Annotated in this window: 19 protein-coding genes and 2 tRNA genes; 5 read left to right on the forward strand and 16 right to left on the reverse strand. The window is 39.5% G+C overall.

Going from position 1 to position 15,563, the window contains the following annotated elements; genetic code table 11:
* Positions 1–34 precede the first annotated feature (34 nt).
* Positions 35–811: a mechanosensitive ion channel family protein gene (locus PQ477_RS00080; RefSeq protein WP_144559233.1), complete on the forward strand. Its 777-nt coding sequence runs from the start codon at positions 35–37 to the stop codon at positions 809–811.
* Positions 812–850: 39 nt separating this feature from the next.
* Here PQ477_RS00080 and PQ477_RS00085 read toward each other — a convergent pair whose 3' ends face one another.
* The 8 genes from PQ477_RS00085 to PQ477_RS00120 form a co-directional block, all read right to left on the reverse strand.
* Complete coding sequence (locus tag PQ477_RS00085; protein ID WP_144559234.1) at positions 851–1,102, reverse strand: YkuS family protein; 252 nt, start codon at positions 1,100–1,102, stop codon at positions 851–853.
* A 62-nt stretch (positions 1,103–1,164) separates the two neighbouring features.
* Complete coding sequence (locus tag PQ477_RS00090; protein ID WP_035395830.1) at positions 1,165–2,286, reverse strand: N-acetyldiaminopimelate deacetylase; 1,122 nt, start codon at positions 2,284–2,286, stop codon at positions 1,165–1,167.
* Positions 2,283–3,491, reverse strand: coding sequence for an aspartate aminotransferase family protein (locus PQ477_RS00095; protein WP_035395829.1), 1,209 nt, complete (start codon positions 3,489–3,491; stop codon positions 2,283–2,285). The genes PQ477_RS00090 and PQ477_RS00095 overlap by 4 nt, the downstream gene beginning before the upstream one ends.
* A gap of 59 nt (positions 3,492–3,550) precedes the next feature.
* Positions 3,551–4,270, reverse strand: coding sequence for a 2,3,4,5-tetrahydropyridine-2,6-dicarboxylate N-acetyltransferase (gene dapD, locus PQ477_RS00100; protein ID WP_060703927.1), 720 nt, complete (start codon positions 4,268–4,270; stop codon positions 3,551–3,553).
* A 63-nt stretch (positions 4,271–4,333) separates the two neighbouring features.
* Positions 4,334–5,230: an AEC family transporter gene (locus PQ477_RS00105; protein ID WP_274272791.1), complete on the reverse strand. Its 897-nt coding sequence runs from the start codon at positions 5,228–5,230 to the stop codon at positions 4,334–4,336.
* A 33-nt stretch (positions 5,231–5,263) separates the two neighbouring features.
* Positions 5,264–6,289 (reverse strand): HD-GYP domain-containing protein, encoded by a 1,026-nt coding sequence (locus tag PQ477_RS00110; protein ID WP_274272792.1) that lies wholly within the window; start codon positions 6,287–6,289, stop codon positions 5,264–5,266.
* A gap of 102 nt (positions 6,290–6,391) precedes the next feature.
* Positions 6,392–7,492 (reverse strand): mechanosensitive ion channel family protein, encoded by a 1,101-nt coding sequence (locus PQ477_RS00115; RefSeq protein ID WP_274272793.1) that lies wholly within the window; start codon positions 7,490–7,492, stop codon positions 6,392–6,394.
* Between the two features lie 58 nt (positions 7,493–7,550).
* Positions 7,551–7,727 carry a hypothetical protein gene (locus PQ477_RS00120; RefSeq protein WP_158332003.1) on the reverse strand — a complete coding sequence of 59 codons (177 nt, stop codon included), beginning with the start codon at positions 7,725–7,727 and terminating at the stop codon, positions 7,551–7,553.
* A gap of 191 nt (positions 7,728–7,918) precedes the next feature.
* Between PQ477_RS00120 and PQ477_RS00125 the strand changes: the two genes are divergently transcribed.
* Both PQ477_RS00125 and ytvI read left to right on the forward strand, forming a co-directional pair.
* The gene (locus tag PQ477_RS00125) at positions 7,919–8,494 is read left to right on the forward strand and encodes a copper resistance CopC family protein (RefSeq protein ID WP_274272794.1); all 576 of its coding nucleotides are present in this window, start codon (positions 7,919–7,921) and stop codon (positions 8,492–8,494) included.
* A 388-nt stretch (positions 8,495–8,882) separates the two neighbouring features.
* The gene (gene ytvI / locus PQ477_RS00130; RefSeq protein ID WP_144559237.1) at positions 8,883–9,977 is read left to right on the forward strand and encodes a sporulation integral membrane protein YtvI; all 1,095 of its coding nucleotides are present in this window, start codon (positions 8,883–8,885) and stop codon (positions 9,975–9,977) included.
* Between the two features lie 46 nt (positions 9,978–10,023).
* Here the strand turns inward: ytvI and PQ477_RS00135 are convergent, their stop codons facing one another.
* Together PQ477_RS00135 and PQ477_RS00140 are read right to left on the reverse strand one after the other, a co-directional pair.
* On the reverse strand, positions 10,024–10,668 hold the full coding sequence (locus tag PQ477_RS00135; RefSeq protein ID WP_035395819.1) for an SDR family oxidoreductase: 645 nt from the start codon (positions 10,666–10,668) through the stop codon (positions 10,024–10,026).
* A 129-nt stretch (positions 10,669–10,797) separates the two neighbouring features.
* Positions 10,798–10,869 (reverse strand) — tRNA-Val (locus tag PQ477_RS00140).
* A gap of 152 nt (positions 10,870–11,021) precedes the next feature.
* Here PQ477_RS00140 and PQ477_RS00145 point away from each other — a divergent pair.
* Positions 11,022–11,573 carry a GNAT family N-acetyltransferase gene (locus tag PQ477_RS00145; protein ID WP_144559238.1) on the forward strand — a complete coding sequence of 184 codons (552 nt, stop codon included), beginning with the start codon at positions 11,022–11,024 and terminating at the stop codon, positions 11,571–11,573.
* Positions 11,574–11,600: 27 nt separating this feature from the next.
* Here the strand turns inward: PQ477_RS00145 and copZ are convergent, their stop codons facing one another.
* Together copZ and PQ477_RS00155 are read right to left on the reverse strand one after the other, a co-directional pair.
* A complete protein-coding gene (copZ, locus tag PQ477_RS00150; RefSeq protein WP_035395817.1) occupies positions 11,601–11,810 on the reverse strand; it encodes a copper chaperone CopZ in 210 nt (69 codons plus the stop codon).
* 21 nt (positions 11,811–11,831) lie between these two features.
* Complete coding sequence (locus PQ477_RS00155; RefSeq protein ID WP_035395847.1) at positions 11,832–12,116, reverse strand: metal-sensing transcriptional repressor; 285 nt, start codon at positions 12,114–12,116, stop codon at positions 11,832–11,834.
* A gap of 169 nt (positions 12,117–12,285) precedes the next feature.
* On the opposite strand from PQ477_RS00155, the gene PQ477_RS00160 reads away from it, so the two are divergent.
* Positions 12,286–13,059, forward strand: coding sequence for a Cof-type HAD-IIB family hydrolase (locus PQ477_RS00160; protein WP_035395814.1), 774 nt, complete (start codon positions 12,286–12,288; stop codon positions 13,057–13,059).
* 85 nt (positions 13,060–13,144) lie between these two features.
* Here PQ477_RS00160 and PQ477_RS00165 read toward each other — a convergent pair.
* The 4 genes from PQ477_RS00165 to PQ477_RS00180 form a co-directional block, all read right to left on the reverse strand.
* Positions 13,145–13,217 (reverse strand) — tRNA-Arg (locus tag PQ477_RS00165).
* Between the two features lie 68 nt (positions 13,218–13,285).
* Positions 13,286–13,651 (reverse strand): hypothetical protein, encoded by a 366-nt coding sequence (locus PQ477_RS00170; protein ID WP_035395808.1) that lies wholly within the window; start codon positions 13,649–13,651, stop codon positions 13,286–13,288.
* 146 nt (positions 13,652–13,797) lie between these two features.
* Positions 13,798–14,226, reverse strand: a complete 429-nt coding sequence (locus tag PQ477_RS00175; RefSeq protein ID WP_038481210.1) for a BrxA/BrxB family bacilliredoxin — start codon at positions 14,224–14,226, stop codon at positions 13,798–13,800.
* A gap of 65 nt (positions 14,227–14,291) precedes the next feature.
* A complete protein-coding gene (locus tag PQ477_RS00180; protein WP_432813884.1) occupies positions 14,292–15,560 on the reverse strand; it encodes a dihydrolipoamide acetyltransferase family protein in 1,269 nt (422 codons plus the stop codon).
* Positions 15,561–15,563 lie beyond the last annotated feature (3 nt).

Raw genomic sequence — 15,563 nt, forward strand, 5'->3', positions numbered from 1 at the left:
TCTTTTTGCAACAAAAAAGGAAAGGGATGAACATATGTTTGAAAATCTTAACGATTGGCTTTATCACCCAATCACGCAAACATTATGGCAAGTTCTTTTTGCCATTATTATTTATTTTATTGTTCGATCAGTTGGTAAAAACATCATTAAAAAAGTATTTAATAAAAAACAATCGAAGCAAGTGTCAAAAGCACGGTTACAAACACTTGAGAAGTTGCTTTTAAATGTATTTTCATACGTGCTATTCTTCATTATCGCCTTCAATATACTTGATACCCTCGGGTTTAACTTAGGGCCAGTTCTTGCTGCAGCCGGTGTTGTTGGTTTAGCAATTGGCTTCGGTGCTCAAGGGTTAGTGAGCGACGTTGTAACTGGTTTCTTCTTGCTATTAGAAAGACAGCTAGAAGTTGGGGACTATGTTACGGCAGGTGGTGTTGATGGAATTGTAGAAGAGCTCGGGTTTCGCACGACAATGATTCGAGGTTTTGACGGGACGCTTCATTATTTGCCAAATCGCAACATTACTAATGTAGACAACCATTCACGCGGGAATATGCGTGCCCTCGTTGACTTAACAATTCCATCAGGAGAGCAAACCGATACTTCTATTAAAAAAGTACAAGCAGCAATCCAGTCTTTTGACCACCCTGCTTTAGTAACAAAGCCTGAAGTAATTGGCGTTGAAACAAATGATCTTTCTGCTACTGTTATACGCGTCATTGCTAAAACAGAAAATATGCAACAATGGGCTGTTGAACGTGAATTACGTAAAGTCATCCGTGCTTATTTTGAAACGGAAGAAGACGCTTAAAAAAGAGTCTGCCGAAATCCATTCGGTAGACTCTTTTTTCTATTTGTTTTGATTCGATAACACTTGTTCTACCCGCTCGCCTACTTCTTGAGCAGTTAGACCATCTGCTGACACAATACTTGTTTGCCCTTGAGGGCTCATCCCTGCCACATCTGCGTCTCGACCTGAAACAATACAACAGTCGCAATCGTTTGTCTCCGTAGTCTGTTGCATATGAACAACGTCATGTCCTCGTGACTGAAGCTCGTTTTCAATATCCGTTAATCCTGTTTGAATCGCGATTTTAGCCATATGAATACCTCCTTTTATCAATCGTTACGAAACCTAGTTTGCAACGATCGTAAGGAAACTATTCATCCTTGTTTTTGGTTTAAAAACGAACACATATGTTCAACGGCTAATGTGATCGCTTCTTCTTGGGGGTTCAACCTTGCATCATGAAGACCAAACGAGCTGTCGACCCCTAACCAAAACATGAGTCCTGGATAGGCTTTAAGAAAATAACCAAAATCCTCTCCAGTCATTGCTTCTTTCGCATGTACAAACTGAACGGCGGACTGGGCTTCACTAAAAGCGATAAAAGCTTGTGTAAGAACTGTATCATTGTTCACTTCACAATAATTCGAGCCATAGTCAATGGTCGCTTCGCAAGAAAAGCCAACTTCGATACCATGAGTGAGCGCTTCAATCCGTTGTTTTACTTTCTTCATAGCATCCATTGATAATGTTCGAATGGTTCCTTCCACTCGCGCCCCACTAGCAATAACATTTTGCTTGGTTCCACCTTTTATTACGCCAATCGTAACAACAGCAGAATCAAGTGGATCAACATTTCTCGAAACGATTGATTGCAATTGCGTCACAAAATGAGCAGCCGCTACAACCATGTCATTTGCTGTATGAGGATAAGCGGCATGACCGCCTGTTCCTTTAAAGTCAATAAAGAGCTCAGATGTATTGGCAAATAGCAAACCCGGCTTCGTTGAAATCGTTCCAACAGGCAAATTAGGATCAATATGAAGAGCGTACATTTCTTCCGGCTTCCACTTATCTAATACTCCGGATTCAAGCATTGGTTTTGCTCCACCCGGGCCTTCCTCAGCTGGTTGAAAAACAAACAACAGTGAAGTTGGCGGTTCATTTTCACTAAAATAATTGAGCATCCCTAGAGCAATTGTCATGTGAAGATCATGACCACAAGCATGCATGGCGCCTTCATGTAGTGAACGATAGGAAAGGTTCGTTTCTTCTTGAACTGGTAAACCATCCATATCTGCTCGATAAGCGATGGTGTAAGGGGATTTCCCGTCAACCTTTACAATAACGCCAGTTCGCCACGTCGTTACAGTTAACCGTTCTTGGTTTAACGCACCGACTGTGTCTAAAATTAAAGCTTGCGTTTTGTATTCTTCAAACCCAAGCTCGGGAATTTGATGGAATTTACGTCTTAGTTGGATAAGTGCTTCATCATTCATACGTTCAGCTCCTGCTCCACCTCTTGCAACACGCTCGTAAAATGTGCAATAAACAAATCAACTTCTTCACTTGTTACGACCAGAGGTGGTAATAAGCGTATAATCGTTCCCTGTGTTAGGTCAACAAGCACACCTTTTTCGATCATACGTCGTTGAATAAACGCTGCTTGCTTCGGTGTTCCTTTAGTTGGTAGACCCATCATCATTCCCCGTCCTCGGAAACGGTCCAAAATATGTGGGAATTGTGCTTGTACGTCTGATAACCCTTTTTGTAACTGCTCCGCTCTCATACGACTAGTATGAAGCAGTCCCTCCTCAAGCAAGTCTAAAACGGTTAATCCTAACGCACAGCTTAAAGGAGACGGCGCAAAGGTTGTTCCGTGATCCCCTGGCGCAAATAAGTGAGTCAGGCGCGGGCTTACGATCATTCCGCCTAATGGAAGACCTCCACCAATCCCTTTTGCAAATAAAATTACGTCCGGCTGAACATTAGCCTGCATATAAGCAAATAGCGTTCCAGTTCGTCCCATTCCTGTTTGAATTTCATCCATACAAAAAAGAACATGATGGGTTGCGCACAATTGTGATACAGTTTGCACATACTCATGCGACAATGGAACAACGCCACCTGATCCTAACACTGGCTCCATTACGACAGCAGCTGGCTTCTTTTGAATAAGAATGTCTTCCAACCCTTTTGCATCTTCAGGCTCTACTTCATACACAGGTAGGTCATGTAACGGAAAATCTTGATAGACACCTTCTTGCCTCGTTAACTTCATAGCACCGAGGGTCCGTCCATGAAAGCTCCGTTTTAAAACAACAACGCCCTTTCTAGAGAAATCATGCTGCTTGCTCCATTTATGAATAAGTTTGATAACCGCCTCGGTCGCCTCTGCGCCAGAATTCGCAAAAAACACCTTTCCACCGATTGTCCGCTCCGACAATTTTTCAGCGAGCTCGACAGCAGGTTTATTTACGTATAAATTTGAGATATGTAGAAACTTACTTCCTTGGGTTTGAAGTGTTTTTAAAATAGCAGGATGTGAATGACCTACTACATTGACCGCTAAACCTGTTATAAAATCCAAGTACTGACGGCCTTCTTCATCAATTAAAAAGCTTCCTTTCCCCTCACTAATAACAAGAGGAAGTCGGCGATACGTGCTCATTAATGCTTGTTCATCTCTTTTTAGCCAATCCATGATAAAGACTCCTTTTTATGAAAACAGCTTTGCCTTAAAGGCAAAGCTGGATTATCAAATTAATCTTCATTTAAACGACGAAGCTCTTGCTTAATTTCTGTTTTTCCTTTTGTTTTTTCGTCGATTTGCTTAATCACTTTTGCTGGTGTACCAGCAACTACTGTGTTAGCTGGAACATCTTCTGTAACAATCGCTCCTGCTGCAACAACAGCACCCTCTCCAACACGTACCCCTTCAAGAATGACTGCATTCGCACCAACCACTACACCATCTTCCACAACAACCGGTGAAGCAGATGGTGGTTCAATGACACCAGCTAAGACAGAGCCTGCACCGATATGACAGTTCTTTCCTACTGTTGCACGTCCGCCAAGTACAGCGTTCATATCAATCATTGTTCCTTCCCCAATAACGGAACCAATATTAATACTGGCGCCCATCATAATGACAGCACCTTTACCAATTTCTACTTGGTCGCGAATAATTGCACCTGGTTCAATACGTGCTTCTATTCCTTTTAAGTCAAGTAGCGGGATGGCTGAATAGCGTCGATCATTTTCAACAACATAATCTTCAATACTAGCCTCGTTCTCTTTTAAAACTGGCTCAATAACAGCCCAATCTCCAAAAATAACCCCAGTCGTGCCATTAAAGAACGTTTGTACTTCTTCAGCAAATGATAGCTTCTCAAGCTGTCCCTTAATATGTATTTTTACAGGTGTTTTCTTCTCTGCTTTTGAAATAAATTGAATAATTTCGTTTGCATCCATCATGTTCATCTGTATAGCCTCCTTATATCACTGTTCATTATGATAAAGTGTGTTTCGAAAAAATGCAATGGACTAGCTTAAGATCCATAGAATAAATGTAATGGAGAACAAACTAAATAAGGTTGTAATGAGCGTAATCGTTGACACTAACTTAGGTCTTGCATCAAATCGAACCGCGTACATAACAATCGTCGCTGCACTTGGCATTGCTGATGAGACAATAAATACATTTCGAAGCATCTCATCTATTGGTAAAAATAACGTAATTCCATACGCTACTACTGGCGAAATCATCATGCGGAGAAACACACCAACACCAATTTTTTCCCAATCAAATTGCTTCCACTCAATCATGGCAAGCTGCATCCCAAGAATAAGCATCACAACTGGAATCGCTGCTTCAGCGACTAAATCAATGGATGCAAACAGTTGGGCAGGAAAAGGAATTGAAAAAACATTTAAACTAAGAGCGATAACCGTCGCATACGTCGCAGGCATTTTTAGAATCGCTTTAAGTGCAACCGCAATGGTCGCTTTCCCTCTCGCTGCATAGTAGACACCGAAACTATTCATTATGATGGATTGCAAAACCATAAAGGAAATGGCAAGTTCAAAAGCAGTCTCACCGTATGCAAATAAAATAATAGGTGTTCCATAGTTTCCAACATTCATAAAGGCTGTCGATAAGATCATTCCGCTCTCGTCTTCGATCGATAATGATCTCGTTTTTGCATATATTTTTGCAAGAATAATTAATATAAACATTAACATAATCGAAAATAAAACCATATAAAAATAGTCCATATTAAGAGGAGATGTATAAAATGTACGGAAGACGAGGCATGGTGTTAATATGTAAATAGCAACACTTGATATGGAACGTATATCAAGCATAAACGCTCGCTGGAGTAGAAATCCTGCTCCAAAAATGCAAAAAACAGGTAAAACGACTTGAAAAAATAGTGTCACAAAGGTCAACCTTTCTTCTTACAAAAAAATAAACTAATGTATAAACAACGTATAATCTTTTGCTAAATCAACTTTTTTAACAGTTTGATTGCTTCGGCCAGCGCTGTCTTCTTGCGGAATCATCGTCACAATTGGACGGTGAGGCAACCCCTTATTTTGAGAAACGACGACACCATAGTTTCCGTTCGACAAACGCACCTGACTTCCAGTTGGAAAAAACGTCACACACATCATAAATGCACTTAAACTAAACGAACTGTATCGCTTAGGGGCAAATGCTAGCATAAATTCTAATGCTTTTGCAAAACTCATTAATGGTTTCTTTTTTCGCTGATTTGTTAATCGATCAAACACATTTGCAACAGTGATCGTTTGTGTTATTTCATGAAGGAAGTTCGCTTTTATCCCCCTTGGATAGCCGCTTCCATCAAGAGATTCATGATGACTAAGAGCAACAATAGAAGCTAAAGGGTCTAGGTTTCTTTGCGTTTGCAAATAGTTGTACCCTCGCCAAGTATGATCATCCCCTAATACTTGATTTTCTTCATTAAATTTCTCCGAAACGACTTTACCAATATCGTGAAGCAAGGCTGCTCGCACTACCCGCTTTAATTGCTGCTCATTAAACTCATTTTCCATCCCTATCGCTGTAGAGAGAAAAGCAACCGTTAAAGAATGCTGATACAAGCCTTCGTCCATCCTATTAAGCATTGTTAATGATTCTTGCACTTCAGTTTGTTGTAACACTAGTGTGAAAATCTCTTTCAGCTTATTGTTCCAGATAAGTGATTTTTCTTCAACAAGTAGCTGTTGATTGGACATATATAGGCGAGTATGCGCGCAGCAGACTGTCTCATCAGCATTATGTTGTGATAGTGGGACTAACAACGGCAACGTATCAATACCAAATTGCTTTAACCGTTTTAAATGAATGGCCGTTAAAGAAACCCCTTTTCTTAAAAGGATTTGTCCATCCAGGGAAAAAATCTCTTTGCCTAACAAAGATCCAGGCATTACATCTTTTAGACGAACGTATTTCGTCTCTAACCCAACTACCATACACATACCCCCTTCAATCGTTAACGCTTTCATTATTATAACGAAGGAACGATGATTTAGGAAGTAAGCAAGCAAAAACCTTGCACAGCTATGCAAGGTTCGTTAACTTTCTGCTTTTTCTAACTGATGCTGTTCATGTTCGTGGGCGTCAAATACAACAATAGGTTTTAGTACAGACACACCTTCTTTCGATAAAATATCCAGAATTTCATAATTAATCTCTTCTTTAACTTCATGCCATTCTGACCAAGCCACGGTTTTTGTGAAATAGTAAATAAAAATGTTGTAGCTCGATTCACCAAATTCGTCAAAATAGATCATCACTGTATCTGTTACAACACCTGGATGACTAATGACAAGCTTTCGAATTTCTTGGACAGAATGCTCTAAATCCGATCGAGTGGTTTCTTGACCAACACCAATTGAATAATTGACTCTTCGCATATTCATCTCGGACCAGTTCGTTATCGCTTCATTTGATAACGTTTTATTTGGTACAACCACAACAGCATCTGCAAACGTTCGGATTTTTGTACTTCTAAATGTAATATCTTCTACCGTACCTTCTACTGAAGCAGATGATATCCAGTCGCCTTTTTTAAACGGCTTTTCCGTAATAATGACGATCCCTCCAAAAAAATTAGCAACCGTTTCCTGAGCCGCTAATGCAAACGCTAATCCACCTAAACCAAGACCAGCAACAAAACCATTGACATCAACGTCAAAGCTAGAAAGTACGGTTACAAACGTAAGAGCGATGACGACAAAACGAAGAATATTTGAAATAAACGGCAGCAGCATATGGTCGTCGCTTAATTGAAGCTTATTCTTTGTATAAGCCATAAACGTACCGTGAGTAGAAACGTAGTTGTATAATCCCCAGCCACCAAGAATGATTAAACTTGCATTAAACAAATTTTGTAGGGCTTCAATATCGGAAAAATTGACGCCGTAATAAACAAGTGCTACTCGAGCACCAATAATGACAAAGAGAAAACGAAGTGGTTTCTCATAAGAAAGCAACAGTTGAGTAAGAAGTGTTGCATGCGTTTTACGTGAGAGCCCTAAAATTACTTTAAAGAGATACGTAATAAAAATCTTTCGAAATACAAGAAACAAACTAAAAATCCCAATAGCAATCAGTAACCTAATCCATGGAAATTCCACAAAAAAGCTAACAATTGAATCCCAAATCGTGCTCATGGTCCAACTCCTCTTACAATCGATCTACCCGTATTCTAGCATGGAGAAAATGTTTAGGCTATTGTAAAAGAATGCGAAATAAACGACCCATTTTGGATTTTTGGTTAATTGTGTAAAATGTCGGTCGATTGTTAACATAGGCAACAGGCTTTGACTGAAGCGGAATAACACGCATCGTTAGCAACCCTATTAAAGCGATCATAACAATAAAAACATCTACTTTACGAATAAGCATCCTCGTTTATTCCTCCACTTTTTTCGTTAGTATGCAACAGGATCTAAGCAATTATTTGATTGCCCATGATTTTGTTTAACAGAAGCTGTCTATACTAATAATCGTGACAATTTTGTAGACAGATAAAGACTTCATCAAAAACACACAATTTATTGTTACAATACAAGAGAACATGAATTGGAGGGTTACAAATGAAACGTAGTTTTACAAGTTTTTTACTTTTACTTACACTTATGTTAGCACTACCTAATTTGGCTCAAGCTCATTCACATCAAGAGTCATCTTCACCTGAAGAAAATGAAGAAGTAACGGCGCCTTTAGACGAAATAACCGTCACGTTTGATTCAGGTATTGCTAGTGGAAATATGACGGTTACAAACAATACATCAGGTGAAGAAGTAGAACCTGATTCCGTTGACGTGGAGTCAAATGCGATTATTGCCTCTTTTAGCGAACCACTTCAAAATGGGGAGTACGTTGTTTATTGGGAAAATATTGGTGACGATACCCACCACATCGATGGTGAGTTCACTTTTGTTGTTAATGTTGAAGAAGAAGGTGAAGAGGAGTCAGCTGTAGAAGAAGACATAACTGAAGAAGAATCTACAGATGAAGCAACAGAGCAAGAAACAGATGTCGAGCAAGATCAGTCTGAAACAGAAACAGCAGAATCTGGTTCTGCCGTTCTATGGATTTCCATTATCCTAGCCATTCTGTTTATTGGCGGTTTAATTGGTTTTATTGTATCTCGTAAGAAAAAGAACTAATTGAAGTGGAGAAGTCACTGATGTGGCTTCTTTTTTTTGTTGCGAAGCGACTGTATTTGTCGACTTCTTCGATTTAAGATCATTCGTTTTTCTTACTAAAAATACATTCTGGTCATATAGGTGTGAAAACGTGTGTTTACGCATTCACAAGCAGTACCTAACTTGTTCCTTTTTTAACCCGACTACACACGATTGAAAGAACAAGAAAAAATGTTTAAAATCAAGAAGTTTTCGTTTTGAGATTGAACACTTTCAGCTATAATAGTAATAAGAAATTGTTTTTCAACACATTTAATTTGATGACTACAGATAGCCCCTTTACAAATGTTTATGCTTGGCTACATTAAAATCACGTGTTGTGTTGTATTAAAGGAGGTTGTCTTAAATTATGCTTAACCGCACCGTTTTAAAGAAGCTCTTCATGGTTATTCTGATTGTCGCAGCGGTGCTTTTCGTTTACTTTAATTTCTCGGCGTTTATGCCTATTCTTTTAGCTTTATTGACGGCAATGATTTTTGAACCATTTGTCAAATTCTTAAAACGAAAATTAAACAGTGAGCGTCGACTTCTACCTGTAACGATTGTCTTCCTTTCGTTTTTACTTATTTCAGGTTTGGTACTGTATGTTTCAATTAGGTATCTAGTGGAATCGATTTATGGTTGGTCATTACAAGTTCCTCAATATGCATTTGAAGTACAGCAGTTTGCAGATGAAATGATTGAAGGATTTCAAAATACATTAGAAAGTATTCCTCAAGGAACAGCGATTATTGCTGAATTAGAGCGACTGTCTACTACAATGGTCGATGCCGTTCTCGGGTTTACAGCAACTGTTATCACGACTGTTGCTTCGTGGTTGCAATCAATACCTAATTTACTCTTTGTTGCGTTGATTTATGTAATTACATTGTTTTTATTCAGTCTTGATCTACCACGTCTATTAAATAACACCTTTAATTTATTTAAAGATGAAACATCACAAAAGCTCCGATTTGTTTTTCAACGAATGGGGAAAGTGTTTTTAGGTTATTGGAAAGCTCAGTTTATATTAAGTGTAGGCGTTTTTATTGTTTGCTACATCAGTTTACTGTTTATCGCTCCTGGACCTGCGCTTATTATGTCAATTCTAATTTGGGTTGTCGATATTATTCCCCTTTATGTTGGACCTGCTCTTATACTCGTACCTTGGGGGTTAGTAGCAATGATTCTCGGAAACACGGCTCAAGGAATTCAGCTTATTGTCCTTGCACTCGTTCTACTCATTATCCGTCGAATTATTGAACCAAAAGTATTAGGTGATTCAATTGGTTTAAATGCTTTACCAACTGTATTATCGATGTACTTCGGTTTTGTTTTCTTTAATGTTATTGGTTTAATTCTCGGTCCATTTGTTTACATAGCGATTCGATCGGCAAAAGAAGCAGGCTTATTTCAATTAACAGCTGAAAAAGCGCCTATACCGAACAACAAACACTCTCTTTAATAGAAAAAGCGCAACGAACGGTTCATTCGTTGCGCTTTTTGGCCTGTTAAAGATTTGTTAACGCTTCTTCAATGGTTTCATGTCCGCTTGTTAAGTCAAACGATTGATTTATCGTACGCTCATCTTCAAGGCACGCGATTATCACATTGGCAACATCTTCACGTGGGATGTCTCCACGGTCCAATTCCACGTTTATTTTCACTTTACCCGTTCCCTCATCATTTGTTAGGCCACCCGGGCGGATAATTGTATAGTTTAGACCACTTCTTCTTAGCCACTCGTCTGCATAATGTTTGGCCGCACTATAGTATGGGGCTTTCGACATCCAGTTATTGCGATCATGTACGCCAATTGCACTAACAATCATAAAACGGTTAACATTTGCTTGTTTCGCCGCTTCCATTGACTTGATGGCTCCATCAAAGTCAATCATCATCGTCTTGTCTGCCCCTGTGTGACCTCCAGAGCCAGCTGTAAAAACAACCGTGTCAACATTGTCCATTATTGAAACTAACTCCTCTACGGTCCCCTCAAGGTTACCGATTACAGCATGTATTCCTAAGTCTTCATAATTTTCTTTTTGTTCCGTTTTTCGAACCATTGCAATCGGCGTATGATCTGTATGCTTTTCTAACTTTTGGACGATATGCCGACCAATTTGTCCGTTTGCTCCTATGATTAGTACATTCATTATTGACTCATCCTTTCATTATTTGCACTTTCTTTACTATACCCTAGTCTAAAATGAGAAAAACATTGGGGAATCAAGGATCGGTGCCAAACGAAAAAAAACACCGCTTAGATGAGCGGTGTTTTACGATGCGCTGTACAAGATTTGAACTTGTGACCCCTTGCCTGTCAAGCAAGTGCTCTCCCACTGAGCTAACAGCGCATATTTTTATGTATGACCAACAAGATACATCTTAGCAAATAATCTTTAAACCGTCAATCGTTTTTTCGTACTTTTACTAGCGCAATTATTGTGCAATTGTGTCGTTTTCATGCTAAAATACGAGTATTATGATAGAGAGATGGTGAACGCTGTTGGAATCCGAAAGTTTTAGTACCCCTCGACTAATGTTACGTGAGTTAACGCTAGAAGACGCAGCATCGCTCTTACCCATTTGGTCTGACATCCGTGTCACAAGGTACATGAAAATTGAACGATTAACAACGGAAGAGGAAGCGCAGCAATTAATTCAATTATTAAAAAGCCAAATTAAAGCTGGGCAGTCCTCGCGATATGCAATTATCTTAAAAGACACCCACACCATTATTGGTACATGTGGTTTTGAAAGCTTTCAACCAGAACATCAAAGCGCTACGATTAGTTATGAATTAGGTAAACACTACTGGGGAAAAGGATACGCGTCGGAAGCTCTATGGGAAATTATTGAAGACGGTTTCCAGCGACGTCGCATACATCGTATTGAAGCGCGCATTGAACCTGAAAATGACCGTTCCATCCATGCACTACATAAGCTAGGCTTTATGCATGAAGGTCGTTTAAGAGGCGCGCTAAAAAAAGGAGATAAATTTGTTGATCAACTAATTTTTTCCATCCTGGCTGAAGAATTTGAGTCATCCCTACGGTAAAAAAACGTGCGCGGTCTCGCGCACGTTTTATTCCTTTTCAATCTCGTATCCTTGATCTTCAATTTCTTGTTTTACCTTGGATAAAGTTACAACGTCGCGATCATATTGTACAACCACTTCTTGCTCTTCTAACGACACCTGAACTTTTTCTACACCCGTTAACCCTCCAACAGCTGATTCAATTGCTTGAACACAGTGCTGACAAGACATTCCGCTTACCTTTACTTTCTGTTCCATGTTGGACAGCTCCTTTAAGATTTACTTTGAAAAACGACTAATCACGTCCATTAATTCTGAGATAGCTTCATCACCATTTCCATTTTTCACTGCATCTGCTACACAATGTCTTGAATGATCTTCTAGCATTGTCATACTCACTTTCCGCAACGCTGCTTGAATTGCAGATAATTGGATGAGCACATCTACACAATATCGATCTTCTTCCACCATTTTTTGAATCCCGCGTACTTGTCCTTCTATTCGTTTAAGTCGATTGGTCAACGACGTTTTGTCATCATGATGTCGGTGTGTTTTTTGTTCCATTTGCTGCTCACTCAACCGTGTCACCCCACTTTCTTTTAGTATACAAGATCAACTATTGATTGTAAAAGCAACGAACTCTATCATTGACACGTTGCGTTCAATACGATATGTTTTGTTGGTAAATGTCTTAAATTAGAGAGATAAAATCTATATAATTGGGAGTGTAAATATGGAGAAGGCAACGATTTTTTTTGATATTGATGGGACTCTTTTAGATGACAACAAAGAATTACCTGTATCTACAAAAGAATCGATTAAACAGCTGCAAGCCGATGGACACCATGTCGCAATTGCAACTGGACGAGCTCCTTATTTTTTCAAAGAGCTAAGAGAAGAATTACAGATTGATTCTTATATTTGTTTTAATGGGCAATACGTTGTTTATAAAGGTGAGATTATTTATCAAGACACATTAAATCCGACAACGTTTAGCCGTTTTGAGCGCTATGCTACTTCGGTTAATCATCCGCTCATCTTTATGTCAGCAGAAACGTACACAGCGAATCATGCTGAACACCCACATATTCTTGAAAGTATCCATTCATTAAAATTAGATTTACCTTCGTATAATCCAAATTATTACGAGCAAACCAACTTGCACCAAGCACTTCTCTTCTGTAAACCTACTGAAGAGGAACAGTATCGCGAACGGTTTCCTGAGTTTAAATTTGTACGCTGGCATCCCCTTTCCGTAGACGTACTGCCTGCCAACGGCTCAAAAGCCCTCGGTATTTCTAAATTTATTGCCCATGCAGGAATTGATTTAAAACATGTATATGCATTTGGCGATCAACTAAATGACCTTGAGATGCTTTCTTATGTTGAACACGGGGTTGCAATGGGCAATGCGCCACAAGAGGTGCAAGCACAAGCACGCTACATTACGAAGCACGTGAATGAAGGCGGAATTAAGCATGGCCTTTCTCTTGTGGGATTATTATAAGCTTTAGACGTTCTGTCTACAGAAAAAAGAGCAATCGGCCGATTGCTCTTTTTCTTGTTTATATTATGTATATACTTGCTTTCAACGCGCCTAGCAGGATTCGAACCCACAACGCGAGAACCGGAATCTCGTGTGATATCCCCTTTCACCATAGGCGCCAACGACACGTATAAATATACTTGAATAAGAGGGAGTTGTCAATAAAAAGATCTCCCTCCACATATCATTACGTTGACTGTTGGTTGCTTTCACCTTCAGCAAACATAACTTTAAAGCGCTCGTTAATGTCTTCTTCTTTATAACCAGCTTGTCCTAAACGAACACCAAAGTTTTTCGCATAAAGCTGTAAACGTTGAGACATTTTCTTGTATTTCTTCGCTTCTTGATTGGAGGCATCACTTGCGCGACCATCAGCATTCGAAATAATGTTTTCAACAACAAATAACGCTTTCCATAGCGTTTCTTCATCCATTCCTTGATGAATCGTGCTTAGTTCATCTACTACTTCTTTATAAAACTGCTGAAACTCTTTAAAGGTAATATCTTCTTCCATATTTAAATAATGTTGGATTTTATCGTATTGCGCTTGCATGTTTTTGACCTCCTTTATTCTCCGTTATTATACCATAGGACCGATTAGCGTGCGACTGTATGTCAAGATCGATTGCCATCGAAAACCCACACAAAAAAAGCTTACTTTAAGAGGAACTTCATCCTCCTAAACTAAGCTTTTCATTTTTATTTACAGTATTCATCAAATGCTTGTTCAAGCTTTTGTACAACTTGTATTGGTTCGTGACCTTCAATTTCGTGGCGTTCCACCATCATTTTAATTTCTCCATCTTTTAAAAGTGCAAATGATGGAGATGAAGGACCATATCCTTTGAAGTACTCTCTCGCTTTGGCCGTTGCTTCCTTATCTTGACCAGCAAATACGGTCACAAAGCGATCTGGTGTTGCTTCATAGTTTTTCATATATGCCGCCGCCGGACGAGCAATCCCGCCAGCACAACCACATACTGAATTAACCATTACAAGTGTTGTCCCTTTTTCAGTAAGCGTCTGGTCAACATCTTCAACAGTTTGGAGCTGCGTGTAACCAGCTTGTATCATATCATTTCTTGCATCTTGTACGACATCATTCATGAAAAAATTAAATTGTTGCATGAAATCACCCTCCTCCCTATTATTTTAGGGGAAACGAATCGAATGTACAAGTTTAAAAACTTCGGTTAATAAACAGATGTCGTTTCATTAATGGCTTCAAGCTTTGTTTTAATAGCTTGTAAAAACTTCCCGCAAATTAGTCCATCAAGAACACGGTGATCAAGAGAAAGGCACAGGTTCACCATGTGACGAATGGCAATGACCTCTCCTGCTTCCGTATCCAAAACAACAGGTCGTTTTACAATCGACTCCACAGAAAGTATAGCTGCTTGTGGGGTATTAATAATCGGTTGTGACATAATTGAGCCAAATGATCCCGTATTGTTAATAGTAAATGTACCACCTGTCATATCATCGCTTTTTAACTGACCTGTTCGGACTTTTTTAGCAAGATCATTTGTACGCTTCGCTAATCCTTTTACCGTTAATTCGTCTGCATGTTTAATAACAGGAACAAACAAAGCATCTTCAGTAGCTACTGCCATCGAAAGGTGAATGTCTTTTTTACGGATAATCGCATCGCCCGCCCATTGAGCATTAACTTCCGGGAATTCTTTTAGCGCTTCGACACAAGCTTTCATAAAGAATGGCAAGTACGTTAAGCTGAAGCCTTCTTTTTCTTTAAAGGAGTCCTTTAACCCTTGTCGGACTTTGACAAGATTCGTCACGTCCACTTCAATCATCGTCCAAGCATGAGGCGCCTCTGTTTTACTTTTCACCATATTTGTTGCGATTGCTTTACGGACACCTGAAACAGGAATGCGCTCATCCTCACCAGATGCAAGGCTAACCGATTGGGTATCATTCGATTTTGTGACAGATTGTTCCACAGACACTTCGTCCTCTACTGATTGCTGAGGTTTTTCCACTCCACCTTGTACACGGTAAGCTTCTACATCTTTTCTCGTAATGCGGCCACCTTTTCCAGAACCGGTTACATTGGCTAAATTAATTCCATAATCTTGTGATAAGCGTAAAACAGCAGGTGAATACCGTTGACGCTGGTCTGTAGTGCTTTCTTCATTTGCCTCTACTTTCGGTTCAACATCGACTTGTTTCGGCGTTTCAGAAGGCTTCGCTTCTTGGCTGCTACCCTCTTCTTCAATCGAACAAATCGCCGTTCCAACGGACACCGTATCTTCTTCTTTAACAAGTAACGCTTGTATCGTACCTGTATAGGAAGAAGGAATTTCGGCGCTTACTTTATCTGTCATGACTTCAGCTATCGGCTCGTATTTAGTTACTTTATCACCAGGTGCTACTAGCCATTTGCTTATCGTTCCTTCTGTTACACTTTCGCCTAGCTGAGGCATCGTCATGTTCGTTGCCATCATATT

Origin of the sequence: Shouchella hunanensis (assembly GCF_028735875.1) — a bacterium.
GTDB lineage: Bacteria > Bacillota > Bacilli > Bacillales > Bacillaceae_D > Shouchella > Shouchella hunanensis.

Bases quoted from the DNA above. Each gene is read 5' to 3' on its own strand.
- PQ477_RS00115 (WP_274272793.1), bottom strand. From the start codon at position 7,492: ATGAGCACGATTTGGGATTCAATTGTTAGCTTTTTTGTGGAATTTCCA.
- PQ477_RS00155 (WP_035395847.1), bottom strand. From the start codon at position 12,116: ATGGAACAAAAAACACACCGACATCATGATGACAAAACGTCGTTGACC.
- PQ477_RS00175 (WP_038481210.1), bottom strand. From the start codon at position 14,226: ATGCAACAATTTAATTTTTTCATGAATGATGTCGTACAAGATGCAAGA.
- PQ477_RS00170 (WP_035395808.1), bottom strand. From the start codon at position 13,651: ATGCAAGCGCAATACGATAAAATCCAACATTATTTAAATATGGAAGAA.
- PQ477_RS00085 (WP_144559234.1), bottom strand. From the start codon at position 1,102: ATGGCTAAAATCGCGATTCAAACAGGATTAACGGATATTGAAAACGAG.
- copZ (WP_035395817.1), bottom strand. From the start codon at position 11,810: ATGGAACAGAAAGTAAAGGTAAGCGGAATGTCTTGTCAGCACTGTGTT.
- PQ477_RS00135 (WP_035395819.1), bottom strand. From the start codon at position 10,668: ATGAATGTACTAATCATAGGAGCAAACGGACAAATTGGTCGGCATATC.
- PQ477_RS00120 (WP_158332003.1), bottom strand. From the start codon at position 7,727: ATGCTTATTCGTAAAGTAGATGTTTTTATTGTTATGATCGCTTTAATA.
- dapD (WP_060703927.1), bottom strand. From the start codon at position 4,270: ATGAACATGATGGATGCAAACGAAATTATTCAATTTATTTCAAAAGCA.
- ytvI (WP_144559237.1), top strand. From the start codon at position 8,883: ATGCTTAACCGCACCGTTTTAAAGAAGCTCTTCATGGTTATTCTGATT.
- PQ477_RS00125 (WP_274272794.1), top strand. From the start codon at position 7,919: ATGAAACGTAGTTTTACAAGTTTTTTACTTTTACTTACACTTATGTTA.
- PQ477_RS00095 (WP_035395829.1), bottom strand. From the start codon at position 3,491: ATGGATTGGCTAAAAAGAGATGAACAAGCATTAATGAGCACGTATCGC.
- PQ477_RS00110 (WP_274272792.1), bottom strand. From the start codon at position 6,289: ATGGTAGTTGGGTTAGAGACGAAATACGTTCGTCTAAAAGATGTAATG.
- PQ477_RS00090 (WP_035395830.1), bottom strand. From the start codon at position 2,286: ATGAATGATGAAGCACTTATCCAACTAAGACGTAAATTCCATCAAATT.
- PQ477_RS00160 (WP_035395814.1), top strand. From the start codon at position 12,286: ATGGAGAAGGCAACGATTTTTTTTGATATTGATGGGACTCTTTTAGAT.
- PQ477_RS00080 (WP_144559233.1), top strand. From the start codon at position 35: ATGTTTGAAAATCTTAACGATTGGCTTTATCACCCAATCACGCAAACA.
- PQ477_RS00180 (WP_432813884.1), bottom strand. From the start codon at position 15,560: ATGATGGCAACGAACATGACGATGCCTCAGCTAGGCGAAAGTGTAACA.